This is a genomic window from Allocoleopsis sp., from assembly GCF_036703385.1.
In the GTDB taxonomy this organism is placed as follows: domain Bacteria; phylum Cyanobacteriota; class Cyanobacteriia; order Cyanobacteriales; family Coleofasciculaceae; genus Allocoleopsis.
In genome coordinates this window covers 1-26,401 of record NZ_DATNPA010000428.1, presented here as the reverse complement: position 1 = coordinate 26,401, position 26,401 = coordinate 1, and the positions used below count along the sequence as shown (strand labels likewise).

At 47.7% G+C, this 26,401-nt stretch carries 17 protein-coding genes, 1 rRNA gene and 1 pseudogene; 8 read left to right on the top strand and 11 right to left on the bottom strand.

Annotated features, from left to right (window positions below):
- Nucleotides 1–83 (top strand): 5S ribosomal RNA (rrf, locus tag V6C93_RS38940); the annotation flags it as partial.
- 285 nt (nucleotides 84–368) lie between these two features.
- On the opposite strand, the gene V6C93_RS21205 is transcribed toward rrf, so the two are convergent.
- Nucleotides 369–1,397, bottom strand: a complete 1,029-nt coding sequence (locus V6C93_RS21205) for a J domain-containing protein (RefSeq protein ID WP_333478664.1) — start codon at nucleotides 1,395–1,397, stop codon at nucleotides 369–371.
- Between the two features lie 154 nt (nucleotides 1,398–1,551).
- Nucleotides 1,552–3,585, bottom strand: a complete 2,034-nt coding sequence (gene dnaK / locus V6C93_RS21200; RefSeq protein ID WP_333478665.1) for a molecular chaperone DnaK — start codon at nucleotides 3,583–3,585, stop codon at nucleotides 1,552–1,554.
- Nucleotides 3,586–4,730: 1,145 nt separating this feature from the next.
- On the opposite strand from dnaK, the gene fghA reads away from it, so the two are divergent.
- Both fghA and V6C93_RS21190 read left to right on the top strand, forming a co-directional pair.
- On the top strand, nucleotides 4,731–5,579 hold the full coding sequence (fghA, locus tag V6C93_RS21195) for an S-formylglutathione hydrolase (protein ID WP_333478663.1): 849 nt from the start codon (nucleotides 4,731–4,733) through the stop codon (nucleotides 5,577–5,579).
- An 806-nt stretch (nucleotides 5,580–6,385) separates the two neighbouring features.
- A complete protein-coding gene (locus tag V6C93_RS21190) occupies nucleotides 6,386–7,243 on the top strand; it encodes an Npun_R2479 family HD domain-containing metalloprotein (protein ID WP_333478662.1) in 858 nt (285 codons plus the stop codon).
- Between the two features lie 449 nt (nucleotides 7,244–7,692).
- Here V6C93_RS21190 and V6C93_RS21185 read toward each other — a convergent pair whose 3' ends face one another.
- Together V6C93_RS21185 and V6C93_RS21180 are read right to left on the bottom strand one after the other, a co-directional pair.
- On the bottom strand, nucleotides 7,693–9,333 hold the full coding sequence (locus V6C93_RS21185; protein ID WP_333478661.1) for a hypothetical protein: 1,641 nt from the start codon (nucleotides 9,331–9,333) through the stop codon (nucleotides 7,693–7,695).
- A 543-nt stretch (nucleotides 9,334–9,876) separates the two neighbouring features.
- The gene (locus V6C93_RS21180) at nucleotides 9,877–10,038 is read right to left on the bottom strand and encodes a hypothetical protein (protein ID WP_333478660.1); all 162 of its coding nucleotides are present in this window, start codon (nucleotides 10,036–10,038) and stop codon (nucleotides 9,877–9,879) included.
- 523 nt (nucleotides 10,039–10,561) lie between these two features.
- Between V6C93_RS21180 and V6C93_RS21175 the strand changes: the two genes are divergently transcribed.
- The gene (locus tag V6C93_RS21175) at nucleotides 10,562–11,581 is read left to right on the top strand and encodes an aldo/keto reductase (protein ID WP_333478659.1); all 1,020 of its coding nucleotides are present in this window, start codon (nucleotides 10,562–10,564) and stop codon (nucleotides 11,579–11,581) included.
- A 261-nt stretch (nucleotides 11,582–11,842) separates the two neighbouring features.
- Here V6C93_RS21175 and V6C93_RS21170 read toward each other — a convergent pair whose 3' ends face one another.
- Nucleotides 11,843–12,835, bottom strand: a complete 993-nt coding sequence (locus V6C93_RS21170) for an alpha/beta hydrolase (protein WP_349262786.1) — start codon at nucleotides 12,833–12,835, stop codon at nucleotides 11,843–11,845.
- Nucleotides 12,836–12,913: 78 nt separating this feature from the next.
- Nucleotides 12,914–16,492, bottom strand: a complete 3,579-nt coding sequence (locus V6C93_RS21165; RefSeq protein WP_333478657.1) for a hypothetical protein — start codon at nucleotides 16,490–16,492, stop codon at nucleotides 12,914–12,916.
- A 244-nt stretch (nucleotides 16,493–16,736) separates the two neighbouring features.
- Here V6C93_RS21165 and V6C93_RS38375 point away from each other — a divergent pair.
- Nucleotides 16,737–17,677: pseudogene (locus V6C93_RS38375) on the top strand (RNA-guided endonuclease InsQ/TnpB family protein).
- Between the two features lie 59 nt (nucleotides 17,678–17,736).
- Here the strand turns inward: V6C93_RS38375 and hisS are convergent.
- From hisS to V6C93_RS21140, 3 genes are read right to left on the bottom strand one after another with little or no spacing between them, the layout of a single operon-like run.
- Nucleotides 17,737–19,026, bottom strand: coding sequence for a histidine--tRNA ligase (gene hisS, locus V6C93_RS21150; protein ID WP_333478654.1), 1,290 nt, complete (start codon nucleotides 19,024–19,026; stop codon nucleotides 17,737–17,739).
- Nucleotides 19,027–19,368 carry a hypothetical protein gene (locus tag V6C93_RS21145; RefSeq protein WP_349262785.1) on the bottom strand — a complete coding sequence of 114 codons (342 nt, stop codon included), beginning with the start codon at nucleotides 19,366–19,368 and terminating at the stop codon, nucleotides 19,027–19,029.
- Nucleotides 19,369–19,372: 4 nt separating this feature from the next.
- Nucleotides 19,373–20,341: a hypothetical protein gene (locus V6C93_RS21140; protein WP_333478652.1), complete on the bottom strand. Its 969-nt coding sequence runs from the start codon at nucleotides 20,339–20,341 to the stop codon at nucleotides 19,373–19,375.
- Between the two features lie 463 nt (nucleotides 20,342–20,804).
- On the opposite strand from V6C93_RS21140, the gene V6C93_RS21135 reads away from it, so the two are divergent.
- Nucleotides 20,805–21,566, top strand: coding sequence for a hypothetical protein (locus tag V6C93_RS21135; RefSeq protein WP_333478651.1), 762 nt, complete (start codon nucleotides 20,805–20,807; stop codon nucleotides 21,564–21,566).
- Nucleotides 21,567–21,670: 104 nt separating this feature from the next.
- Here V6C93_RS21135 and V6C93_RS21130 read toward each other — a convergent pair whose 3' ends face one another.
- Together V6C93_RS21130 and V6C93_RS21125 are read right to left on the bottom strand one after the other, a co-directional pair.
- Nucleotides 21,671–22,447 (bottom strand): RNA polymerase sigma factor SigF, encoded by a 777-nt coding sequence (locus V6C93_RS21130; RefSeq protein WP_333478650.1) that lies wholly within the window; start codon nucleotides 22,445–22,447, stop codon nucleotides 21,671–21,673.
- A gap of 631 nt (nucleotides 22,448–23,078) precedes the next feature.
- Complete coding sequence (locus tag V6C93_RS21125; RefSeq protein WP_333478649.1) at nucleotides 23,079–23,912, bottom strand: photosystem II manganese-stabilizing polypeptide; 834 nt, start codon at nucleotides 23,910–23,912, stop codon at nucleotides 23,079–23,081.
- 466 nt (nucleotides 23,913–24,378) lie between these two features.
- On the opposite strand from V6C93_RS21125, the gene V6C93_RS21120 reads away from it, so the two are divergent.
- Nucleotides 24,379–24,708 (top strand): hypothetical protein, encoded by a 330-nt coding sequence (locus V6C93_RS21120; RefSeq protein WP_333478648.1) that lies wholly within the window; start codon nucleotides 24,379–24,381, stop codon nucleotides 24,706–24,708.
- Nucleotides 24,709–24,843: 135 nt separating this feature from the next.
- A complete protein-coding gene (locus V6C93_RS21115; RefSeq protein ID WP_333478647.1) occupies nucleotides 24,844–26,286 on the top strand; it encodes a phosphoglucomutase/phosphomannomutase family protein in 1,443 nt (480 codons plus the stop codon).
- The last annotated feature ends 115 nt before the right edge of the window (nucleotides 26,287–26,401 follow it).

Below are 26,401 nucleotides of genomic sequence, written 5' to 3'. Positions count from 1 at the left end.
CCATCCCGAACTCGGAGGTGAAACGTTGCAGCGGCGAAGATACTCTCGGGGTAACCCTCGGGGACAATAGCTCGGTGCCAGGTCTTTAATCACAAACAGCCAAAAAAAGCCTCCAGCACATTGCCAGAGGCTTTTTTTGTTCTGGAGCCTTCCCAAAAAGGTTCTGTATGGTGTTTTGAGGCTGAGCCGCTTTCAGCTTGGCCTTGATCGGTATAAGTCTGAGAGCGATCGCTCTTATAGGCAAAAAAACTGTCTGGAGTCTTGAAAATACCTCTGACTCTACCGCCAACCTGCGGAATGTGGGATACTTCACTTCGATTCCCCGTATCTGTGCCAACCGCTATAGAACCGCTATAGTTCAGAGTAGCTTAAATTGCTAAATCCAGCCGAGGATTAAATTTCTCTATCTTCCGCAGCTTCTCGTAGAGTTCTCTTTCGTGGGGATGGGGATTTGTGGGAACAGTAATTTGGATTTCGACTAACTGATCGCCTCGAACACCATCACTATCAGGATAACCTTTCCTGGCAAGGCGTAATCTTTGTCCTGCTCGAACTCCAGGCGGAACAGTCATTTTGACTCTGCCATCAAGGGTCGGCACTTCTATAGCACCCCCCAATACGGCTTCGCTCGGTGTTACTGGTAGCTGACAGAGGATATCTGATCCTTCCAGTTTAAAGAAGGGATGGGAGGCTACTGTAATTTTTAAGTAGAGGTCGCCACCAGCAAAACCCTGGCCTTTTAGCCGAATACGCTGACCTGTGACCATACCACCTGGCATATCGATTTCCAAAGAACGTCCATCTTCCAGACGAATCCGTTCTCGTCCTCCCTCATAGGCTTTTTCTAAAGGCAGTGTTAGGTGAGCTTCAACATCTTTGCGATTGGGGCGAGTAGCAACCGTGTAAGACGTTCGTGTTGTACCTGGACGAAAAGCGCTAGATGAGTTAACCCGAACACTGGAGCCTTCGGGTGCTGTTGCTGTAGCTTTGCCTGTCTGACGCCGACCTAGTATTTGCTCCACAAAACTGTTGAAGTCCGGAAACTCGCTATAATCGACTTCCTGGGCAGCACTTCGACCAGTACCGTTGCGATTCGATCTCGTCCCATTAGATTTCTCACCCGCTGTTTTAACGCTTGCTCCTGTGGAAGCTTTCCGATTAAATCCTTTTTTCTTCCAAAAACGACCAAGTTGGTCGTATTGCGATCGCTTATCTGAGTTGTAGAGAACTTCATAAGCTTCGCTGATATCCTTAAACTTTTCCTCCGCTGTTTTGTCTCCTGGATTCCGATCAGGATGATATTGCAGAGCTAGTCGCCGAAAAGCCTTCTTAATCTCCTCGCTGGATGCCTCCGGGGACACTCCCAAAATCTCATAGTAATTCCGAAAGTTCTGCATAGAAATTAGAAATTTAGCGAGTCACTATTGGCTCTTATTGTTAGGCTAGAGCTGAACTGGAAAAGCGATTGTTACTTCAGTTGGAAATCAATGCCCCGATTGAACTCCTGTTGGCAAACCTGCCGAAGGCACGCTGGAGAGCTATTCGCTTACATCAAAACCAGTCATCGTCGTCATCATCCCAATCGTTCTGTAAGGGGCTCCGGCGCGGTTCCCTTCGGGGTAGCTGGGTGTCATTCTCCCTACCATATCGACCTCCTCCAACCTCATAGGAGTCTCGGCGGGTATTGCGTTCCCAAAACCGATCTCTATCACTCTCTCCTGAGAAAGCGCGGCGAATTCCGCCAAAAAAGTCATCTTCATCCTCATCCGCATATTGCAGCTGCACTTCTCGCTTCAGTTCGTACAGAGCATCCTGAAGATCAGAATAGGCTCGGTCAATTGCACGTTCGTCATTCCGTGTGATCGCCTGACGCATTTCCTGAACCAAAGCCTCAATCCGACGTCGATGAATACCAGCAAACTGGTTACCGAAATCCAGAGCCACCTCTTTAAGCTGACGTTCCGCCTCATTCGCCAACCCTTCTGCTCGATTCCGCTTGTCCACCCGCTCACGTCGTTCCCGGTCAGCTTGGGCAAATTGCTCTGCCTCACGAATCATCTGATTGACTTCTGATTCACTTAGGGTAGACGCTCCTTGTATCGTTACGCTTTGTTCTCGCCCTGTCGTTTTGTCCAAAGCTGTGACCTGCAAAATTCCATTAGCATCAATATCGAAAGACACTTGGATTTGAGGAACGCCTCGCGGAGCTGGTGGAATCCCGGTCAGCTTAAACCGACCCAGTGACTTATTGTCCGCCCCCATTTCTCGTTCGCCTTGGAGGACATGAATTTCCACAAGCGTCTGATTATTGTCAGCGGTGGAGAAAATATCAGACTTCCGTGTGGGGATAGTCGTGTTGCGAGGAATCAGCTTTTTCATCACACCCCCAATCGTCTCTAACCCCAACGACAAAGGCGTCACATCCAACAATAGGATATCCTTGACTTCATTGGTGAGAATGCCTGCTTGAATCGCGGCTCCCACGGCTACCACTTCATCAGGGTTAACGTTCTGATTGGGTTCTTTGTCAATAAAGCTCCGCACTAATTGTTGCACCAGTGGAATACGTGTCGAGCCGCCCACCAATACCACTTCATCGATTTGAGCTGGACTGATGCCTGCATCTTGTAGAGCGCGTTTCAAGGGTCGGCGCAATCGAGCAATCAGCTCTCCACATATACTCTCAAACTGGGTACGAGTTAGCCTGGTTTCTAAATGCTTTGGTCCATCCTCTGTTGCTGTGATAAAGGGTAGATTGATGTCTGTGACACTCACCCCAGAAAGCTCAATTTTGGCTTTTTCCGCCGCTTCGGTTAATCGTTGCAGAGCTTGGCGATCGCGTCTTAGATCCACTCCTTCTGTTTCCAAAAATTGCTCCGCTAACCAGTCAACAATTTTGCGATCAAAATCATTGCCACCGAGTTGAGTATCACCACTGGTTGCCTTTACCTCAAACACTCCATCCCCAACTTCCAGTATTGACACATCGAACGTACCACCTCCCAAGTCAAAGACCAGGATTGTCTCGCTCTCTCGGCGATCCATTCCATACGCCAAAGATGCTGCCGTTGGTTCATTGAGAATTCGCAAGACTTCTAATCCGGCTATTCGTCCTGCATCTCGCGTCGCTTGCCGTTGAGAATCATTGAAGTAAGCGGGAACCGTAATCACCGCACCCGTTACCGGCTGTCCCAGATAGCGACTTGCCTCATCTGCCAACTTTCGCAGCACCATCGCTGAAATTTCTTCTGGGGCAAATTCCTGCTTTAAACGGGGGCATCTAATTTTCACGTTGCCACTTTCATCACGGCGAATGGTGTAGGCAACACGCTTGGACTCTGGAGTCAGTTCGGTATATTTACGCCCCATGAACCGCTTGACGGCATAGAACGTATTCTGAGGATTGAGTACGGTTTGGCGACGTGCCATTTGTCCGACCAAACGTTCCCCATCCTTACTAAAGCCAACGACCGAAGGTGTTGTCCGCATTCCTTCTGCATTGGCAATTACAAGCGGCTTGCCACCCTCCATGACCGCTACCACGGAGTTTGTTGTACCCAGGTCAATGCCGACTACCTTGCCCATGCGTGCTTTCATCTCCTCTCGGTTTCGGTGCCAAATCGCTCAACGACTTTACTTATCCTATATAGTGCTGACAAGAGAGCCTCCTGGATAGATGATTGTATAAAGGATTTAATCACACAAGACTCTTCATCCTCAGCTGTTTTTAAGTTGTCTACTGAAGTGCTGAAACTATTGTATCGTGCTGAAGTTGCCTGTCTGGTGACGGTGATTGCCGAGCGGGCAGTTGCTGAACTCAGCGAAAGTTTACTATTAAGTATTATTGCTTAGTCTATAGCTTCAGAAGCTTTCTTTGGGGTGAATTGCCTGCGGAGCAAGAGCCTGTTTGACCTTCACCTCGTTGTTGTTATCCAATGGCGGAGCTTGGTAAGGAGCCCTTAGGCGATCGCCTAAAAGCTAGCGGTAACACCCAGTCGATGTTGTAAATCAATACATAAAATGCTTCTTTTGTCAATTTTTTTAACTAAAGCGATTCCCTAGAACTCTCACTCTTTAGCTGAACTTTAATCGGGGGTAATAGCCTATATAACTTTCTTACTTAATTGTGTTATTCGACCATTTATGTATTACGCTGTATAACGTTAGTGTTGCGACTGTGTCCAATAGGTTTGTTAACCTCAGGCAATAATCAACTGGTACCTCCTCGTTGCCTGAGGTTTTCTCTTTGGAGCCTGGAAGAACTCACAAGGTATTCCATAACCCCAACTTTCATCGGATTGGACAAGAGAAACCAATTTCACCGTCTGCTGACGCTTGCTTCATTCCCAAGGATTTTCCAGCATTTCGCTCAGATTTTGGACAAACATGGGTAATACTTAGTGTCATACAGTTTCTTGTGATTGTGTATTAATTAATACATTTTTGACAGAAAGTGAACTATTATTCGCAGGTTAAATTGCTAAACAAAAAAGTATCCAAACGGCGATTTTAATTATAAAAATAATTTCTTATGACTGCCTTTTTTTAATTAACACGTCCTAGTGTAAAGTCAATAAGTTAGTCTAAAGCCAGAAGAAGCACAAGTAAGATAAGACAAAAAGCATCACTTTTGTCACGCCCTTTTTGAATAGTGGGCTCATTCCTGTGGGAAAATAGAAAACTGAATAAGTAAATCTGCTTCCACCATTAATTAGGTAGGAATCAAACTCATGTCCACAGCCCCTAATCTAGTCTCCAAAAATAAATGCTTCGGCGGTACAGTTAACTTTTACAAGCATCCATCAAAGACCTGTAACGGCGAAATGCGATTTGCCGTATACCAACCACCTCAAGCCAAATCGGAACGGGTTCCAGTTCTCTATTTTCTTGCTGGCCTAACTTGTACTGAAGAGAACTTTATGGTCAAATCAGGGGCACAGCAATTTGCGGCTCAGTATGGATTGATGCTTGTTGCCCCCGATACTAGCCCTCGTAATACGGGGATTGGAGGTGAAGATGATGACTGGGATTTTGGTACAGGTGCTGGTTTTTACGTGGATGCAACAGTTGAACCTTGGGCGTCCCACTATCGAATGTATAGTTATGTCGTTCATGAGTTACCCGATTTGATTGCTGAACATTTCCCGGTGCAACCCGATAAACAGGGAATCTTTGGTCATTCAATGGGGGGTCATGGAGCACTAATTTGTGCCCTAAGAAATCCTGAACAGTACAAATCTGTTTCAGCCTTTGCACCCATTGCAGCACCAAGGCGCTGTCCCTGGGGTCAGAAGGCCTTTACTAATTACTTGGGTTCTGATCACGAGAGCTGGCGTCCCTATGATGCCAGTGAACTGGTGCTGATAGCTGGCTATAACCGTCCAATTCTCATAGACCAAGGTACAGCGGACCCTTTTTTAGAAGAACAGTTGCTTCCTGAAGTATTTAAACAGGCTTGTGAAACAGTGGGTCAACCGCTAACTTTGCGTTTTCAAGAAGGCTATAATCATAGTTACTACTTTATCAGTACCTTTATTGGAGATCACATCCGCTACCATGCAGCTGCTTTGTGTGCCTAGATATAGGGATGATTGCCAAAAGATAAGGTAGGTTTTTGAAGAAATTTCAATGGTGTGAAGTACACCAGTGAACTACCACCAAAGTAGATTACTCTTCAAGCTAAAAATCCGAGAATGTTTCGATTTAGTCACAGGTTTTTGTTGCGCTTTTTGCTGTGAACAGCGGCAAAAAGGCTAAAGGCAAACGTTGACCCGAAGATAACACAAGGATAATATTGTAGAGGCTTGTCCCTTTACCACTTAGTTCTGTCACATCAATGTGGGTGGTAAATTTCTTGAAGAAGTGATTTCTGTGTGATGTCTTTACCCCATACATAAACTCGTTCTAGAGTCACCTTATCTAGGGTTTTATTCAATTGAGGACATTAGCATTGGTCATACCAAGCCCAGGCTCTAAGGTGTCTGCATCAGTAGCATCCGCATCGAGGAGATGACCAGAGCTTTAGTGAAGGGGTGAGAATGTGAAGGTTTGGTGATAACCCTGAGGAACGAGTGAAGACATTGTACCCAACTCCCCTTTCCTCAAGCTTGTGACTCTCCTCACAACACTGACCTTAAACAATCACGTCGATTCAAAAAACTTTATCACAACCTAACCTAAGATTTTCCTGGATATTAGGAGTATCGAGTTCAGTTCTCGTTCGTAATGCAGCGTCCGACGCTTGTGCAAGAGTCTCCAAAGCAGGGTATAAGACCCTCAACCCCTTGCATCCTTATTTAGAGGTAGCTTGGATTTCTTATTATGCAAGCCGATGCTGCCTCATAGCCTAAAATCCCCTAGTGATTCCCAATTGAGAGAGTTCTCTATGTTTGACCCTACCCAATTACTCATTGATCACTTTGTTCAACAGATTCGAGAAGGGTACCATCGCACTTATGGAGGCTGGAAATCTGACTATGCGGACATTATTGGCTGGGCGGGTGGCATGGCGCTGGAAAATATCGCCAACAGCGACGCCCTGTATCATAATGTCGAGCATACCATCCTAGTCACCTTAGTTGGACAGGAAATCCTGCGAGGGAAGCACATCCGGGAGGGTGGAATTTCTTGTGAAGACTGGATGCACGGTATCATTTCCTTACTTTGCCATGATATCGGCTATGTTAAAGGGGTTTGCCGACTAGACCGACCGACTGAAGGCTTGTATGCCACAGGTGTAGGCGATCAAATGGTGGCTCTACCCCCAGGTGCTAGTGATGCATCCTTGACTCCCTACCACGTAGACCGGGGCAAACTGTTTATTGAGGAGCGCTTTGGCGGTCACATCCTCATTGATGCAGATGTCATTAAGCGCAACATTGAACTGACTCGTTTCCCAGTTCCTACCGATGAAGACCACCAAGATAGAATTAACTGTCCTGGTTTGGTGAGAGCGGCTGATTTAATTGGTCAGCTTTCCGACCCACGATACTTGAAGAAGATTAGCGCGTTGTATTACGAGTTTGAAGAAACTGGAGTAAACAAAGCATTAGGCTATCGTCATCCTGGAGACTTACGTCAAAATTATTCCAAGTTTTACTGGAATGGGGTGTATCCCTATATCAAAGATGCATTGCGCTACTTAGAACTGACGCTTGAGGGTAAACAAATCATGGCTAACCTTTACGCCAATGTGTTTGTGGTCGAGCATGAACAACCCTCTGCGGCTGTCACAGCAGCTTAAGGGAAATGGCACTGAATTAAGGGAAAAGTGATCGTTGTTTGGGAAAAACCCAGATTGGGGGGTCTCCCCCCAAACCCCCCACTGGGGGACGTTAGCGAAGCGGGGCGCGTAGCGCACAACGCTTCCCCCAGACCCCCTCCGTAAGGGTTGATAGGTGAGGTATGAGAGTTCTTAAGTCAGTGCCATTCAGCTTAAGGGGCAAAGATTGTGGCAGTTGATACTTCGCTCCTCCTATTTGCCTTTATGAGGCTTGGCGATCGCGTAGAGTATACCATCCTAAGGGGAATGGCACTGACTTAAGGGGCGATCGCCGTGAACTCAGAGTTGAGAAAAAAGTCTCCTAGGCTGGATTCCAGGAATTCACTGCCTAGGAGATTAACTTATAACATGCCTCTAATCTCACCTTTTCCTCTAAGTTTCTAAACAGGTAAGTTATTTTTGGCAGCTTCTTAGTAGCTACTCTTGAGTAGACTACTAAAGATATTGAAATTTTTATCAATCGAATTAATTAAACCCACTGCATTGGAGAGCGATCGCGGTGGATTGGAAATCAGTGTATCCTCAGCCAGTAAGCGATTGAAGTCCACTTTCACCTCACCTTGACGCTCCGTTGTTCCATCACTGTGATAAAACTTAACTCCAGCCAACTGCATAATTTTGATCAATTCCTGAGCCATGATGCCATAGCCAATGGTCGTCGGATGAATGCCATCCAGTGAGAATAAACCCCCAGTGGTGCGACCCTTGGGGCCAGAGTTATAGAAGCGAGAATCTGGCACTGGTGAGAGCGCTTGCAGTTCAGGCGGCAACTTGTACTCACCTCCTACCTTGTCCCACCAATCCGGTCTGGCGTCGGGGTCTTCAATATAACGTCGAGACGCTAAACGATCAAGTAACCCAGCGGTTTCAAAAAGATACCAATCTCGGCCTTCGCTACGACCTTGGCGTACTACCTCGGCAATGTAGTCGTTGTACTGGTCAATCGCACAATCAATTGCTCTAGCTTGTGGCCCTGTAATATTCGGGTGCTTCTTGGGGTCAAAATCGTCATCACTAATCCAAGGCAAGGTGTAGAAGGGAAAGTATCGAGACCCCGGTTTGGCCTTGTTACCCTCACTATCTTTATTTACACCATGAGCAAAAGGTGCGATCGTGACGTGAGGAACGGTTCCCCAAATCACATGACGCGCACGGATTTTTTGGACCTGTGCAACTAGTTGATCCAGTTCAGCTTTAAAGTGAATGGGACGCCAAACCGTATAGCGGTCATTGCTCGCCATATCATCATAGCCTTCAGCCGTCCACTTCACATTAAAGGTCAGAATACTGCCGAGAGCATTATTCGCACCGATGAGAATAATCAACGTTTCAATGCCGTCTCCATCGGGGTTTTCTACGGTTCCCACCTGCGAAAGGGCTGCCGCCGCTTGCAGGGGTGTGAGGGCATTGCCCCGTATATCTCGTGCCGTGTTCAAAACCCGTATCGCTGCACGTTCGTTGTGATACTCAACTACTTGCCGGAGATAATCATCTTTGGGCGGGTTTTCATCTAATATCCTTTGACAGGTTTGTGCAGTGCCTGAGAGAGTATTCCGCAGATCCCACCCATACACAGCTAGGTTGTGGTTGATCTTTCCCTTTGGATCGGGTGGAATCGAGCCAGAGCCACGCTCCCAATAATCTTCTACTTCATCTAAGTAATTGCGCACAAACGATAGAAAAGAACCAAATTCCCACCAATCGATGGTCTCACCTAACTTATTTTCTATCTTTCGAGCTAGGTGTTCTAAGTTAAGGGGCAACCCGTTGCCTGGGCCATCGTAGGTTGGATAACGCAGCTGATTCCATCCCATTTCCCTAGCAATCATCCTGGGATAGGAGAGATTGGTATTAAAAATCGCTCCGCTTTGAAACCCCTGAGTTAGAGAGTCACCAATCGTTACGAGACGGTGCCGAGGAGTTTCCTGGGTATCCACAGAAACCGCAATGCCAAGGGTTGGGTCTGTAACGGGTTCACGAGCCTGTGCACGAATCTCGACATCCTCCGGCGTTTTAGGGTCGAGCATGTCAGGCGTAACTGGTTTTGCCATCTTGTCTTTTAACTCCAGAGTGGGCATTCGTTACAGGATAATCCACCTTCACTCTGGTAAACTCTAGAATTTACTTAAGGCAATCTGATCTGATTGAGGATGCGCTACCTTCGTCCTTCCTGAAACAACCCTGACTAGGTGCGTACCCTCCAGACCTGACCCCGATATTTTCCGACTATCTCCTCGTGGCTCACCTCAACCGGGGGAGCAGTAGGTAAGTTAACTTTAGCTGAGATAAAGCCATAAATATGAAAGAGTACAGGCTTATTTGGCTGTAAGATTCGGTTGCCAGATTATATCGAGTTCATTGCCGCTTGAAGAGCCACAAGCACTGCTCCTTAACTTGCGTTCAGCTTTGGGGATGTGCGCTGCGCGATCGCCTAACCTGAAAATAGAAGTTCAGGGATTGAGAAGTTCAGGAGTGCAGGATAACAATAGAGCGATTTTCCAAGATGTTAAGTTGTGGGCACATCGCTCGTGGGAGCCTCTGTTCAAACAACTCCAAGCGGCAACGGGGGTGTCAATTAGTCTCTCTCTATCTCCTCAGACTTTCTCTCTGCTTTCATCAGAGTCGTAAGCTTCCGTGAAAGCCCAATCTGGATCTTCCTCACTGCGGCGATCGCTCTGAATTTTCGGCTTGCGAGCAGAGGTAGAAAAGCCAACGAATACGGAAAGACCAAGAACGACAATAGCGAAGATTTCCATTTGTTCTGCCTCAATGATTAATACTGCAACGGTAGAAAGCGTTCGACGAGTGAAAAAGCGACAATACGCAACCCATTTTGGAGCGTCATGGTTTGTCTTGCGGCAGATGCGAAATAGATTCTTTGCAGGCTCCTGCTATCAGGACAGTGAATGCTTGATGAACTCAGTCGTTTACTCGTCGCTCTGAATTTGAATTCATTATGATACAACTTACTGAGACTGCAACCAATTTCGGGAAGTTTAATTAAAGATTTTTCTTCATCTGGGGGCTTTGTTTCAAGTTGATGAAACTGGCTCTTTACAGGAACAATGTGCAGCGATTACGCATCTATATCTAATTACATAGCTCTCGAGGATGGTTTGCGATCGCTTCTTTCTGTATCCCAGTGTTAACTTAACAATTAAGCTAACACTGATTTAGAACTTAACTTTTTGATAAAATCTGTAACAATCGATATAGCCTATCGCCACTAGAGTAGGCGACTCTTAGGCGTCTACGCCATCCTCGACTTATAAAAGCCAGATGAACCTACCCGCATCAAGCCGACTACAATTCACCCCAGACTTGAACATCTGCCGTATTTTAAATGGAATGTGGCAAGTGTCTGGTGCGCACGGACGCATCGAGCCAAAACGTGCGATCGAAAGCATGTTCAACTACATGGATGCAGGCTTCACCACCTGGGACTTAGCCGATCATTATGGCCCCGCCGAAGACTTCATCGGAGAATTTAGGCATCAACTGCTTGATACTCGTGGGAAAGACGCTCTATCCAACCTGCAAGCTTTCACCAAATGGGTACCCAGACCCACTCGAATGACGAAGCAATTGGTCGAACACAACATTGATATTTCCCTCAAACGGATGGGTGTTGAAACCCTCGACCTGATGCAATTCCACTGGTGGGAATACCGGGATAAAAATTACCTGGACGCCCTGCAATACATGTCAGAACTCCAGCAAGAGGGGAAGATTAAACACCTTGCTCTCACTAACTTTGATACAGAACACCTAAAAATTATCACCGAAGCAGGTATCAAAATCGTATCCAATCAGGTGCAGTTCTCACTCATCGACCGTCGTCCCGAAGTGAATATGGTACCGTTTTGTACCAAAAATAATATCCAATTGTTCACCTACGGGACAATCTGCGGCGGATTACTCTCAGAAAAGTATCTGGGACAACCCGAACCACGAGGGGGAGAGCTTTCCACCGCCAGCTTAAGAAAATACAAAAACATGATAGATGGGTGGGGCGGTTGGAGCCTATTTCAAGAACTGCTTTCTGTCCTCAAAGAGATTGCTGACAAGCACAGGGTGAGCATCCCCAATGTAGCCGTTCGTTACATCTTGGATAAATCGGCAGTAGCGGGTGTGATTGTCGGTGCAAGGTTAAGCGTATCTGAGCATTTAGAGGATAACGCCAGAGTATTTGATTTGACGCTCGATACTGAGGATAATCAGCGGATTAATACTGTACTGGAAAAATCAGCTGATCTGTATAAGCTGATTGGTGACTGTGGGGACGAATACAGGAGATAAGCAAGTCAAAAAGGGGGCTTAAAAATGGATTTGGTATTACATATCGCTGCGTCTATCTGCGGTTTTCAAGCTTATATCCATTTTTTGGATAGGTTCTAACCCCTCCCCTTCCTGGAAGTTTTCGTAAGCTATATTTGGTAACGCGACCAAGTACCCTTAACCAGTGCTACCTCTCGATCTGCACTGCGAACGCTAGCCTTCCATCGACCCTGATTTTTCTTTAATTCCCAATCTAAAATCGTTAACGTACCCTTCAATTGTCTATCCTAGAGTGTGCTGGCAAGAAGGATCTACTTTATCTAGTACGATCTTTACCGCATCTACAATTACATCAGGTTCATCCATCCAGACAAAATGACCACTCCTCTTAGCTTGCAGTTGAAGACAATCTGTAGATAAATTACACAAATCTATATGCATTTGCTCCCGTAATTGGTTAGCACCTCGCAGAGGAATAAACAGAGTCCAAAAAGAAGGCTTGAAAAAAGAAGTAGCTTTGATGCTGACCACAGGCATCGTCCCCAACGGATTAGCTACCCTAACCTGACGTGCGCTGTTATTTAGATTCAGCATTTCTCGACTCATTGTAATCCAGTGCTTAGAACGGCAGAAGGAACGTTTCACTGAATTTAGAGAATGCTTAGAAAACTGTCGCAATTCAGGTTTTAGCAATTCAAATATTCCACAGGTTCTTAATAGCCGAATAATCCCAAGCATTGAGCCTAAAGTAGACATTACAAAGCCTGATATAAAGAAGAGCTTCAACGCTTGTAACTGGATGGGCATTTTAAGCATCCCTGTCTCATGTAGTGCATCGGTGAGAACCATGCCAATGACTTTCTCAGGGAAGCGATGGGCATATAAGCGTACATTGTAGCTACCAAAGGAATTTCCTAGCAAAATGTAAGGTGGCTCAATTCCCGCTTGGGTAAGCAGCGTATCTAATTCCGCCACAATTTGGCTGCTGGTTCGAGGATGTGGGCTGCGATCGCTCCATCCATATCCAGCTCGATCATAGATACATACTCGTGCTAACTTCGCCAATTCTTCCACCAGAAAATAGCCCTCTATTCCTCCTAAGCTGTGGTCTAGGATAATTGTTGGACTCGCTTCCCCAGCGACGTATAGATGTAGACGATAGCCACCCACATCAAACAGTTGACCCGGCTGAGGTTTACGATCTTCCAGCCAGCAGGCGATCGCTTGATAAAGGGTTGTAGCAACTAGTAAAAGAACTCTAATTGAAATCGACATCATTCTGGCTGCCCTTCAGCAATTACAGGTGGAACCGCTGAGGCGAACCACTGAATCAATGTTCCAGACGTGGGAGGCTCACATCTCAAACTCATCAAGAGAGAAGTTGGGCAAGTCTGGAGGAACCACCACACAGTCAAGGGCAACTTTGTGGCTCTCCCGCTGGCTATCGATATCAACCGCGATCGCTTCAAATCGGATTTCCACACTGCCAAAGGGAACCGTTAACTGAGTCAGCGCTTCTTGCTCCCCTGTGCGATCAGGAATCAGATCCATTAACCAGCGCGGCCCATCGAGCAGAGAGCGGCTTTGTCGATCTTGAACCCACAGCTTGACAGATAAACGAGCTGGATGAGGTGGCAATTTGACACGGACTGTTACCGGTTCCCCAGCCGCTAGTTCACTCGTGGATATGGAGAGTTCTGGTGCCGGTACTGGTAACAGCAACTGTCTTGGCGGACGAATCTCCCGTTGAGGTTGAGGCGGCGTAACTGAAGAAGCTTTTTTCGACACCTCAGGTGTAACCCTATCCTCATGTGTAACCAGCGGCTTTTCCGGTACGGATGAATCTTCGTCGTCTACAACGAATTCAAAGGATTGAGTAGCCCAATCTGTATCGGTAATGCCTGCCACAGATGACTGATCGAGGATTTCGTCTTCTGGGAAAGTACTCTCTTCCAGGGGAGGCAGTTGTAGCGGTTCAATATCAGCGATCGCTCCTTGGCTAGTACCGAATGTGATCGCTTGATCAAAATCGTCGCTCTCTTCTTGCCACAGCCCCTCATCAAAATCCGTAAGCAAGGTGTTAGACGTTAGGGGCTGTGTGACTTCTGCCACATCAATGCCCACGGGCTCTGAAGGTTGGGTGACCTGATCACCTTCCTCATCGTCTGCTGGATGATTGGAAGGGGAGGGCTCAGGGCTTAACCATTGGGATAGGGCAGCATCTGTTGCCAGAGAATTCAGCCGCGACCAAAAACGGTCTTGTATGTTTAACGATTGAAAGGCGTTATCCAAAACCGCAGGCTCTGCCTCTGGTGGATGCTCACTTTGCTCCTGTGCTAGTTCTTGTTCCAACGCTCCTAATGCCGCGCCCCCTTGTTCCTTGTTGCTATCACTTGGCTTGGCGGCTAACTCCATTTCTGGAGGAATCACTTCCCTATTGTGCTGCCCAACTGACTCGGCAACTCGAGGCACCTCTGTTGATGGCATCTCTGTTCCAGTTGGGTCCAAGCCATAGAGCGAGGAATCATCACTGTATATAGAAATCGCCCATTCATCGATATCCTCAGAATCTCCTAGGGGTGATTCTGAGGTAAGGTCTGCATCCTCAGGTGTTTCTAGAGCTTCTGATAGCCTTTCCCTAGGAAGTAAGTCTGCCTCAAGTGCAGCCCCTTTAGGGGAATCAGCATTCATGACGCCCAAAGTATCATCCACACCAGCCTTAAAGACTTTGCGATCGCTAGGGGCACCCTCTTCGGGTCGGGCGGTACCATTTGCAGCCTCAACTACCGGAACTGAGCCGTCTGATCTGGCTGGAGCGATCGCTTTTGGCGCTACCCTTGGCGTCATCGTTCCACTCGATAAAGTATCTGCACTCTGTATTTGTAAAATAGCCTCTTCCAACTGTTGCAGGGCATCCTGAAGTTGTGGCTCCGGCTCAATGTCAGGCGTCTCGGCGGGCAGAGACTTGGGTATTGCAGAAGCAATATCTGTACTTAGGTCTAGTGGTAGTGGTTGCGGCGGCTCCACAGATTCCTGCGGCTCACGCTCATTCCGCTCAGGCTCGCTCTGGGTAACGATAGGCAAGGATACCTGCTCTACAAGGACTTCTGGGACTTCTGGGCTCAGGGTAATAGGGCGTAGTTTAGGAAGTTTTGGCAGTTGGAGAGATTTTGAGGTTTTGGGGGTAGCTGTCGGTTGGTATATTTGCGGAGGTAAGGGACTGCCTGATGAGGGTTTTAAGGGAATAGACGGACGATTTTGAGTAACATCTACCAAGTCAAGCACAGGTTGCTTGATAGGAGTAACAGATATTTCGGGCAAACCTTCTTGAGACTCTTGGAAGGTAGGCAGGTTATCGGCGAGTACCATGACTTTGGCGACTGGCATTGCCTGCGTTCCTGGAATAATCGCTCCCAATAACTCTTCTAAATCAGCCGTGACCGTAAACGGTTGACTGGCTAAAGCGGCTGACGTTGACTCGTAAAGTGTGACTTTTCCTAAGAGGAGACGCGTTGGGCACTCTGAGGGAATCTCGAGGCTATGGTTAAACGTGATCGGTAGCGCCTGTTTGGGTAAGGGGTGTTGAACATCCACCAAGACTCGTGACGTTTGAGGATCGCGCAGCTCATAACGCAAGCTACCTTGGAAAGCGGTCTTCAAATTGTTAGATCCTTCACCGCCATTGATCTGATTGACATCCAAGACATCTACTTGACCTGAAAGGGTCAAGGACTCACCGCTGCGTGCGACTAAGGATTCTTCGTCGAGGGTTAATATTAGTCCTTGCTGATTGGTAGCGCTCTCTAGAGATTCCTCTAACTCAAACGCGATCGGCGGCTCGGAAGGCTCAGCTCGCTCAAACTCTTGCATGACCGGCTCAAGCACCTGTTGTAGGATTTGCTCCAGCATTTGCAGGGATTGATCCAAAATCGGGTTTGTCGGTGTCGTCGTTTGAGCCGATCGCACGACGAGTGTATTCTGGTCCTCTTCTGGCTCAGCTGGCTCAGGTTCTGGCTCAGTTGGCTCACAGGGCAGTGTATTCTGGTCTTCTTCTGACTCAGCTGGCTCAGGAGGAACGGACTGGTTTGCCAAGAATGCCAGCACAACTTCACTCTCAACAATCTCATCGTCATCGGACGTAGAGACTAGGGTGGGGGGCTGAAGGGTTGATGGCGTGGCGGGGGAAGGTTCAAAGGCGGCTTCGGGACTAGGCTGAATGCTCTCCAAGGCTTCGACTGTCTCACTCTCCACCTCAGGCATTTCCTCTGTGGTAGCGATCGCTTCCGGATGGATTTCCTCCGGCTGCGTTGATGGAGTGGCTGCAAAGACGCTATTCAGGGGGGCTAGTTCTGGGGCGCTTTCCTTCTCCTCATCCCTCATCTCCACGCCCGAATCCTGCTCACTCTCAACCACGGCTTGAGCCATTAAGGGCGTAGGCTGAGGAGCTGAGGTTTCTGTTGGGGTCGGTTCAACAGTGATTTCAGCCTCAGACGTGGAAGGTAAATTTTCACTGAAGTCCTCCTGAATCTCGGATTTGGCAGGGGCGAGAAGGGGTGACTTCGGTTCAGGCAGGACAATTTGTGTGGCTTTGGGTAGGACGACCAGTTGAACAGATTGCTGCCAGGATAATCCTAGGAAATCGGACATAATATCCCCACAGCAACGTAGCTCCCAGAACCCTGGTTTGAGGTATGTAAAGGGAATTACTACCATTAACCCCTCTGGGTTAGTTCGTCGCGCTCGCTTCTGAGACCGTCGCTTGGGGGGGACTTCTTCCGTGCTGTCATGGATGATGCAAATTTCCACATCCGTATTGATCCGGGAGGAATGTGCTACAACCCGATACCGACCCGCTTCGATTTCAGTCTTGGAGTTGATGGGCAGCCAAGTGCGATCGCCCTCTCTTTGTAGTAGAAATTCCCAATATTCCATAGCCGTTAGCGATTCTTCTTAAGAGCTATCAGTTTGGACTGTGGAAGAGGCTTCCGTCTAGAGTTTAATCTCTAACATCCAATTATAGAAAACGCCTTATATCCCACGCTTAAAAAGACGTGGGATATAAGGCGGGGAGCGCGTAGGTACGGAGCTGACTAATAGATTTGACAGCGAAGTCATAAAGTTTCATCAACTTATGTGAAGATGTTAACATAATAAATCGGGTGGTAAAATCGAACCCATGATCGTTTACGAGTTCAAGGTTAAGGGGAAAGAAGCTCAGTATCGAGCTATAGATGAGGCGATTCGTACAAGCCAATTCATCCAAAACAAGTGCTTGCGCTACTGGATGGAAAACAAGGGTTTGCGGCAATATGACCTCAACAAATACTGTGCCGTATTGGCAGCCGAATTTTCCTTTGCCGACGAACTCAACTCAATGGCTCGACAGTCTGCGGCAAAACGAACTTGGAGTGCTATTGCTCGGTTTTTTTGACAACGGCAAGAAAAAAGTTAAGGGCAAGAAGGGGTTTCCAAAGTTCAAAAAGAATTGTCGCTCAGTTGAATATAAAACGAGTGGCTGGAAGCTTTCACCCAATCGAAAAGCTATCACTTTTCGGGATGGGAAAAACATAGGAACTCTTAAACTTAAAGGAACCTATGACCTCAATTACTATGACATCAAACAGATTAAGCGAGTTCGATTAGTCCGTAGGGCTGATGGTTACTACGCTCAGTTTGCAATTAATGTTAAGGTTTGGGTTGAATCCAATCTGACCGGGAAAATGGTAGGACTGGACTTAGGATTAAAGTTCTTCATTGCTGATAGTGTTGGGAATACAGAACCTTGCCCTCAGTTCTATAGAAAGTCAGAGAAACAACTCAACCGAGCCAACCGCAAGAAGTCCAAGAAGTTCAAACGAGGTAGCTTACCGCCGTCTAAAAACTACCACAAAGCAAGAAACCGATATGCTCGGAAGCATTTAAGAGTAAGTAGGCAACGAAAAGAGTATTGCAAGCGAGTTGCATATTCCGTCATCCAGCATCAATATCCTGAAATTAGCACTTAGTACGGCAGGACATGCCGGAACTTACGCTTGGGGAGATTTGCCCTCTTGGGCGATTGGAGCAATCCTGTCGTTTAACGGCGAGTCCGCGAACAAAGAATCCAACGCGCTTTAAGCCGTTGGAGTGTCAATTAATCTCTTTAGTTTAATGTGTGCTAGAAGTTCGCTCACGAATCACCCACAAGGCGACTTAAAGCTCTCGATCTGAGATCGTAGCTCATCCGTCTTTTCTAGTAAGTCAGCTATTGCGATCGCACTTTGTTCCTTTGATGCCATCCACTTGAGCTTAACCGTTTGGGTTTGAGCCTCCTCATCTCCCAGAATGAGGCACGCCACGGCAGCACTACGGTCGGCTCGTGCAAATTGTTTTTTAAAGGCGCTGCCACTCAGGTCTAGTTGAACGCTAAACCCAGCCTGACGTAGCTGCTGAGACAGTTTTAACGCTTGGGCTTCTGCGGCATCGCCTCTCGATACTACATAAAAATCTAGCCGTTGGCGTGGAGATTCTTGATTTTGTTGCAATAAGATAATCAACCGCTCCAGCCCAATTGCCCAGCCAACTGCCGATGTAGAAGAACCCCCCAATTCCTCAACTAGCCCATCATAGCGACCACCGCCACAGACTGTTGCCTGCGAGCCCAAGTCATCTGAGATAATTTCAAAGGCCGTGTGGGTATAGTAGTCTAAACCCCTGACTAAGCAAGGGTTGAGTTGGTAACTGATTCCTAGATCGCTTAACAGCTGCTGCACCTGTTCAAAGTGACGCTTGGAGCCTTCACCAAGATAGTCCAAGATACTGGGGGCTTGAGCAACGATTTCCTGTGTACGCTTGTCTTTACTATCTAGAATCCTTAAGGGATTGCGAGTTAAACGCTCCTGGGAATCGGGGTCTAGTTCATCCTTATAGGGTGTAAGATAATCCACCAATGCACCGCGATAACGTGGTCGGTCATCTGAATTTCCTACCGAGTTAATATCTAGCCGCAGGTTTTTTAATCCTAGGGCTTGGAGGATATCAGTGGCGATCGCAATTACTTCAGCATCTGCCCTAGGGTCAGCACTACCAATAACCTCTACCCCGATTTGGTGAAATTGCCGCTGACGCCCTGCTCCGGGACGTTCGTAGCGAAACATCGGCCCTATGTACCAAAGGCGTTGGACGCCACCTTGGGCATGAAGAGCATGTTCAATAAAAGCTCGTACTACTCCTGCTGTACCTTCAGGGCGCAAGGTCACAGAACGCTCTCCTTTGTCCAGGAACGTGTACATTTCCTTGCCCACGACATCGGTTGCTTCGCCAATGCCCCGTTCAAACAAATCCGTTTGCTCGAATATGGGGGGACGAATTTCCTGGTAAGCGGCTCTGGAAAGAATTTGCCGTGCGATCGCTTCAACCCACTGCCAATACCGAACCTCTTCTGGCAGAATGTCCCGCGTTCCTCGTAAAGCCTGAATTGAGCCCATTTAACTTTCGCTTCCCATGATGTCTGACGGCATTTCCTGAGAAGCTGATTCTTCCCAGGCACCATAGCGGTTTTGATAGTATGCCAAAATTTGCTTCACCCGTTCCCGACTCACTGCATCAGAAGCGTCAGCGTACTGAATCCACAAGCCACTTACTTGACTTTGGTTGTAATCAAACTGCTGCGAGGTTTGAGGCATCAGAGTAGCTTCCACCCCTTGCACTTGCCGCAAATGGGCAGCAATCTCCCTATATACTGCCAAGGGTAACTCAGGGCAGCGAATTTGATACCGCAGCTGTTCAAGCACGACCTTTTCTTTTGTACTCCTAACTAGAAAAACCATCCTGTCAAGCTTGAGGAGGGGCGCTCATATTGCTAGGCGGCAGTGTTGGCGGGAGAGACGCTGTCGGTGGTAACGGAACTTGTCCAGGGCCGCCAGGAGACGTGGCTGGCGCTTCCCCAACGCCTCTGGCAACCTCAACACCATATTGCTCCAGAATCACCACCGGATTCGGACCTCGATTCGTTTCAATCCGCTTGACGAGTACTTGCCCATTGGCGATTCGTTGTCCTTCCCGGACGTAGCGAGCCGGCTCATTCGGCACTTTCACAATAGCCATAGGCACACCACCCACTTCAACCACTCCTGTCACTTCCACTCCTCTTGCCTGAGTTGGTTCTGGCAGCTTCGGCAATTCTGGTAGAGTTCGGGAAGAAATAGCAGGCGGCGGTGCGTTTGGTAGGGTTCGGGAAGAAATAGCCGGGGGCGGCGACGCTTTGGAAGGAGGAAATAGTTTCGCTGTTGAACCTCGTTGAGGGGCAGTTAATTTTCTAGGGGCTGTTGAATTTCGTTGACGGGTTGACGATGGCGCTTTCTCTGAGCCTTTTGGAGGTGACGGCAACTTGGTGATCACTGGCGCAGGTTTGGCGGGGGGTAGCGGAGGTACCTTTGGCACAGATCGACTTCCAGCTCCTAAGCCAGGAGCTGTATTGGGCGACACTGTCACTGTCGGTTGCATTGGAACCGTTGAAAATGGATCATTACGCTGTCCTTGAGGAACCCGTTTCACTGCATTGTCGGGTAGCTCAGGCTGAATCAAGCCTGATACTGCCGAGCTAGGTCTTGGCTGCTGTGTCACTAAGGGCTTACTCTGAAAAGGAGTTGCAGCAGGTGCAGGTTTACGAGGTCTGATAGGGGCAGATGGCTGAGGAGTAGGGCTTTGGTTAGCTGCCTGTTTTTCCTCCTCACCCGCCATACAGCCTCCTGTGAACAGGGCTACTAAAGTGACTAACGTAATTAACGAAACTTGACGCATGATCAGTTCCCCAAAACCTTACCAGAAGACACCGCAAACCTTATCAAGGATCTATTCAGAATCAGAAATCGATTCGATGTGGGTATAACTTTAGTATATCGAAACAGTTTTTGGAACTCTTGGCGAGAAGCAGGAGTAGGAAGAGATACTTCTGTCAAAGGTAGCTGCCAGTCTGTTACGATATCTGATTTTAAACAGAGAAGCGCTTTAAAGCAAATAGTCTGATTAGCGGCGTGAGTTTAGAGGAGTCGAACCCATTTTGGTCTGGATCTAGACATGAGCAACCTGTTTTGGTCTGGATCTAGACATGAGTTAGAATATCGCTGGCTTGCTCAAGCCGTCTTCTAATCCCTTAAAGCTCTGCTAATGAAGTTTCTTCTTGAATTTATCTAACGTTATCAGCGTTGTGGCAGCTTCGCTAAACTTCCTCAAAGTTAAAGATTAAACAGGAGTTGTATTACCGATGATTCCTTCAATTCAACGACTAGGAATAGCAATTTTAGTTGCTACTAGTTTGGATATTACAATAAGTTTCATCAGGCCGCTTCCATCCAGGGCAGCATTCCTCACGCTTCCTGATGGTGCCAGATGTGAAGGTCAGTTTCAAGGTTCCAATGGCAGAGGGTTATGCGTCTACTCAAAGGTAGAAGGCGGTAGCCCTTATGACTACTACGAAGGAGAAATCCGCAATGGTAAGCCTAATGGTAGGGGGATATTTGTCTATAGCAATGATGACCGTTATGAGGGACAAGTTAAAGACGGTCGGCCTCATGGTAGGGGAATGTTCCTATTTGCCAATAATAGTCGCTACGAAGGAACTATCAGCAACGGTGAGCCTAATGGTAGCGGGACATTCACATTCGGGGACGGCGATCGCTACCAAGGAAGAGTCCTCAACGGTCAACCCCACGGTCAAGGAACGCTCACTTTTGCCAATGGACAACGTTATACGGGCGGGTTTTACCTAGGTCAAGTCAAGGGCAAAGGGATACTGATACACAAGAATGGACTTCGCTGTCAAGGGGCTTTCTACAATAGCAAATTTACGGGTAAAGGAACTTGCACTTACCCGCCAGGTTCTCCATTTCGCAGCTATACGGGAGAGCTACGGGATGGTAAACCTGAAGGCAGAGGGGTACTTACTTATGCGAACGGACAGGTTTATAGGGGAGAAGTACGCGATGGTAAGCCTTTTAATCCAAATCGCGACGATAAAAGTCAATAACTGAGCCAAAGGCATAGGCTAGGTTGACAAGGGTCTACTACCATGAAAGCTGTGGTGGCTCGACACTTTTTCATAGCAAGCTAACTTGCCATCAGACGCATGGGTTAATGATCGGTTCCGCTCATGAATTTTTTCAGAGCATCCAGTCCTTTTTTAACGCGGCGAGAGACGGTTACAACACTAATGTCCAGAAGTTCTGCTACCTCTCTTTGGGTCAAGTCGTGTAAAAAGACAAACTCTAGAACATCACGAGTTCGTTTTTCCAGACGCGCCAAGGCCTGTTGCAGGCGAATTTGGTCTTCTTGGGCTAACTGAAAACTGCGATATCGAGGATCAGGTACGAGTTCTCCTAAGCTGGACGTTCCCTCTTCAGCGTCTCCCACGGGTGTATCCAAGCTCAGCGGTTCCCGATTTTGGTGAGCTAGCTTGATTTCTAGCCATTCAGCTAGGGAGATATCGAGTATCCCGGCTACTTCCAAATCCGTCGGTTGCCGATTAAACTTGACACGCAATTCTTGAATAATCTCTACAGACTGTTGCCTTAGCGCTAGCCAGCGCCGAGGAATGCGAACTGAGCAACCGCGATCGCGTAAATAGTGCTGAATTTCCCCACGAATGTATGGAATCGCAAAAGAGCTAAAGGCACTTCCTTTAGTCGTGTCAAACCGTTCAATAGCACGGATTAAGCCAAGACAGCCAACTTGAAGTAAGTCTTCGTAGCTTTCGGTACACTGGTTGACCCAGTGATGAGCTTCTTTTCTAACCAGTCCGAAATTGAGGTGAACGATCTGATTGCGTATCTCTGATGAGCCGACTCGCTGGTAATCCCGCAATAATCGTAGGCTCTCGTGCTTCAGTTCATGGGTGATAGGGGTGGACATAGCAAGATTGGTGATGGTAGAGCACGACTGATGTGACAAACTACTCTAAACCTAGTTTGAGTTTCTGATAAAAGTTGACGCTGTGATTTTAAACACAAGCGTTAGATTTTATAAGCTTATTTGCACCCCGTAGACAACTGCACTTAAGGCGGACAAAGACTGATGGCGAGTTGAAAGTTTTCAATCTTGTCATTCATGGAGATAGGCTGTCGTTAGACCCTATTTTATCAGTTCACCCCGATTTCTCAAAACAGTAATTTCACTGAAATGAGCGATTCACACAGACCTGAGTTTTACTGATGTATTTTTAAAGGGGGTTATCAAGGCGGATTTGGTATAACGCTCTTCTGTCACTCTAGGAAAAGAAAAATAGCAGCCAATCGATGAAAGCCCTACTCAATGGACAATAAGCGCGATCGCAAACTGATAGAAACCCATGTCTTAAGCCCCTATGCTGAAAGTCTCTTTGTGTAAGGCTTCCAGACTTTGCTCTGGCGAGAGTGACAGAAGAGCGATAAGTCCCGAAACCGACAAAAAAAAGGGGCAGATGCCCCTTCCTTCTATCAGGCTCACGAAGCAACTAAGCAACTAGAAGCTTTGCCTGATACTCACCCTCACAAAAGGAAGAACACTAAGCTCGTTCGGGTTCGATGCGACCATAAAAGATGCCGCGAATCTTGACTTCTTCTGGATCATCGGCACCTAAGTCGGTATCGGAGGGCTGAATGCTCTCAAAGGTACCGGCAATTTCGCCAGTGCTACTATCTACCTTCGCCACCTGTAGGGAGATATGACCGTTGAGAGTGGTCACGCGCTTGACATTGGCACGGGTTATGTCTGTCTTATCCGCTTGAGAGGGGATAGCGACAGCGTTGTCATAGCCGGAGGCAACACCTCGTCCCTTGGGATCGAGGAAAACAGAACCCCGATAGGAGGGCACTTTGAACTCGCCTTTAAAATCAGTAGACGTGTTGATGCTATCCAGACCGGGCTGAGACGTAGCGACTAAACTCTTGATAGTGAAGAGGAAGGGAACTAACTCGCCTCCAGGCAACTTAACGGTGATAGGTTGAAAGTCAATTCCCTCCTTTTCAACAAACGTCAAGCTTCCATCTTCGTCCACTTTTAGGGGACCTCGAATTTGGTCAAGTGATGACGTGAGCCGTGTCACTAACTTACCCGGAACAAATTCGGCCTCTTGGCGCTTATTAGCCGGTTCTTCTTGGACAAAGAAGGTAGTTGGTTGTAAGCACAGGTCTGTGAGTATATAGGACTGGCTGGAATCTACAGGAATAGAACCGCGAGTCGTTTCTGCCAGTTGTGGACAGTTATTGGCTAGACCAGTACCTCTGATCTGGTCATAGCTGAGCGGAGCATCGGTCGCACTGGCTGGACCTTCACTACAAGCCGTTAGCACCCCCAGACACAAGGCCAGGAAGGCAACAATGAAAGCACGATACCTCATGGTCAACCTCAATCGTCAATATCTAATCTGAAAATTTCTCTTATGTGATGCGTGAATTGGACCCCAATAATGTTAAGAGTGCAACAGCTGCTGTCCTCAAGACATCGACAAGAGATGCCCACAATTCACAAAAAACTCAGGGCAGTTTGGATGCTCACCCCCTCTAAGGGAGGGAGGAAAACGATACGGCACCTCAAGGTGCCAGGTAGAGAAAGGACAGTATGACAATCCCACGACGACAAGTAGCGGGATTCCTGACTATCTACCCATGCTATAGTTTGAGGCAAACAAACAGGCTCGGTGAAAAATTCCATTGATGAAACTGCTGCCAGGTCGAAAACAGTTCATCAGATGGCACCGGGTGCTTAAGCCTCTGTTCTTGTTTAAGAGCATTGTACACTCCGAAGGGTCGCCTTTAATCTGAACAAAGCTCTCAAGAGCATTTAGGAAACTTTTAAGTCAATCCATGAACGGTGAAAAAGATTCAGATTCAAGGCAGCTAGAGATCGAGCTGCCATCTATTACAGCCGATCTTCGTACTCTGGCGAGTCGTTACCGAGGTAATAGTAGAGCGCTATTGGCTTTGCTGCGAACCTTGGAACACACACATCGCGAGATTTACGAAGAGTTGTTTCAGGCGTCGCTGCCAGCTAATCGACAGGAACTGTATGCTCTATTGAAAGATATAGAAGAAACAGGGGGCTGGCCTTATATCGAGCGAATGAGGCTGCGATCGCTCCTTTCCCATCTTCTCGATTTTGAAGCCCAGACGGTTGACACCGACAGCGACGACTGAGTTCTCTGGAAAAATAATGTAGATGTTGTCACATCAGGCCAATGACAATCGTCACCCAAACGAGACACTGAGCCTCACAAGTGCTAAGATCCTGCGGTCAGTCTTGGAATTTCAAAGAATCAAAACCCTTGTTTTATGCCGAGTGCCGTAGATTCAATTAAGTTTGGGACAGACGGCTGGCGAGGCGTCATTGCCGACGATTTCACGTTTGAGCGTGTCGCCTTAGTCGCACCGATAGCCGCCAAAGTCCTGGCAGATGTATATGGCGAAAGCACAGGTAGCCGCACGATTATTGTGGGCTACGATCGCCGCTTTATGGCGGAAGATTTTGCCAAAAAGACAGCTGAGGTCGTCCAAGCCGCTGGAGTTGATGTCATGCTGTCTGAAGGTTACGCCCCAACTCCGGCGTTTAGCTGGGCTGCGAAGCAACAGAATGCGCTGGGAGCTTTGGTGCTGACCGCAAGTCACAATCCTGGACAGTACCTAGGATTAAAAGTCAAGGGGTCTTTTGGTGGCTCGGTTTCCCCAGAAACCACACAAAAGATTGAAGCTCAGCTTAGTGAAACACCGATATCTGTAGGAACTCCCGGAAGTTTACAAACCTTCAATCCCTGGCCCAGTTACTGTGAAGTGATTCGCTCCAAAGTTGATTTGGCTCGAATTCAGGAATTTATTACTCAAGGGAAACTGACTGTCTTCGCCGATGTGATGCACGGCGCAGCGGCAGGTGGCTTAGAGCAGATTCTGGGTGTACCGATTCAGGAAATCAATAGCTCACGCGACCCCTTGTTTGGAGGAGGTGCCCCTGAACCTTTACCACGCTACCTCTCCCAGCTATTCAGAGTGATACGAACTCACCGACGGGAACAAGGTGCAGGTCTTCAGGTCGGTTTGGTGTTTGATGGGGATAGCGATCGCATTGCCGCTGTGGATGGTGAAGGAAACTTCCTCAGCTCCCAAATTCTCATCCCCATCCTGCTCGAACATCTAGCCGAACGGCGTCAGTTTACTGGGGAAGTCGTTAAAACGATCAGTGGTTCCGACTTATTCCCCCGTGTTGCGGCATTGTATCAATTGCCAGTGCATGAGACTCCCATTGGCTACAAGTACATTGCCGATCGCATGTTATCGGCTCCCGTTTTACTCGGCGGGGAAGAATCGGGAGGAATTGGTTATGGCAACCATATTCCAGAACGAGATGCCCTGTTGTCTGCCCTTTATGTCCTAGAAGCGATCGCTCAGTCCGGAATGGATTTGAGCGACCTCTACAAGCGTCTACAAGAGCGCACGGGTTATACCTCGGCTTATGACCGCATCGATTTGCATCTGGCAAGCATGGATGTGCGATCGCGCCTGCTAGAACAATTACAATCTCAGCCCTTGACAAAAATTGCCGATCAGGCGGTGGTGGATTGTCTGACAATAGACGGGTATAAGTTTCGTTTAGCCAATGACAGCTGGTTGCTGATTCGGTTCAGCGGAACTGAACCTGTGCTGCGACTGTACTGCGAAGCCGCTACCCTGGAGCAGGTGCATCATACCCTAAACTGGGCCAAAGATTGGGCAAATTCCGTATAAAGCGGTTGGCTGTTAGCCTACAAGGTGCTGGCTTTTGGCCTGGGGGAGAAGCCTTCATACTGGGTGTTTTTCTACCCTTTGGGTCATCTACCATTCAATCCAGCTCTATGCTGAT

Bases quoted from the DNA above. Each gene is read 5' to 3' on its own strand.
- V6C93_RS21205 (WP_333478664.1), bottom strand. From the start codon at position 1,397: ATGCAGAACTTTCGGAATTACTATGAGATTTTGGGAGTGTCCCCGGAG.
- dnaK (WP_333478665.1), bottom strand. From the start codon at position 3,585: ATGGGCAAGGTAGTCGGCATTGACCTGGGTACAACAAACTCCGTGGTA.
- fghA (WP_333478663.1), top strand. From the start codon at position 4,731: ATGTCCACAGCCCCTAATCTAGTCTCCAAAAATAAATGCTTCGGCGGT.
- V6C93_RS21190 (WP_333478662.1), top strand. From the start codon at position 6,386: ATGTTTGACCCTACCCAATTACTCATTGATCACTTTGTTCAACAGATT.
- V6C93_RS21185 (WP_333478661.1), bottom strand. From the start codon at position 9,333: ATGGCAAAACCAGTTACGCCTGACATGCTCGACCCTAAAACGCCGGAG.
- V6C93_RS21180 (WP_333478660.1), bottom strand. From the start codon at position 10,038: ATGGAAATCTTCGCTATTGTCGTTCTTGGTCTTTCCGTATTCGTTGGC.
- V6C93_RS21175 (WP_333478659.1), top strand. From the start codon at position 10,562: ATGAACCTACCCGCATCAAGCCGACTACAATTCACCCCAGACTTGAAC.
- V6C93_RS21170 (WP_349262786.1), bottom strand. From the start codon at position 12,835: ATGTCGATTTCAATTAGAGTTCTTTTACTAGTTGCTACAACCCTTTAT.
- V6C93_RS21165 (WP_333478657.1), bottom strand. From the start codon at position 16,492: ATGGAATATTGGGAATTTCTACTACAAAGAGAGGGCGATCGCACTTGG.
- hisS (WP_333478654.1), bottom strand. From the start codon at position 19,026: ATGGGCTCAATTCAGGCTTTACGAGGAACGCGGGACATTCTGCCAGAA.
- V6C93_RS21145 (WP_349262785.1), bottom strand. From the start codon at position 19,368: ATGGTTTTTCTAGTTAGGAGTACAAAAGAAAAGGTCGTGCTTGAACAG.
- V6C93_RS21140 (WP_333478652.1), bottom strand. From the start codon at position 20,341: ATGCGTCAAGTTTCGTTAATTACGTTAGTCACTTTAGTAGCCCTGTTC.
- V6C93_RS21135 (WP_333478651.1), top strand. From the start codon at position 20,805: ATGATTCCTTCAATTCAACGACTAGGAATAGCAATTTTAGTTGCTACT.
- V6C93_RS21130 (WP_333478650.1), bottom strand. From the start codon at position 22,447: ATGTCCACCCCTATCACCCATGAACTGAAGCACGAGAGCCTACGATTA.
- V6C93_RS21125 (WP_333478649.1), bottom strand. From the start codon at position 23,912: ATGAGGTATCGTGCTTTCATTGTTGCCTTCCTGGCCTTGTGTCTGGGG.
- V6C93_RS21120 (WP_333478648.1), top strand. From the start codon at position 24,379: ATGAACGGTGAAAAAGATTCAGATTCAAGGCAGCTAGAGATCGAGCTG.
- V6C93_RS21115 (WP_333478647.1), top strand. From the start codon at position 24,844: ATGCCGAGTGCCGTAGATTCAATTAAGTTTGGGACAGACGGCTGGCGA.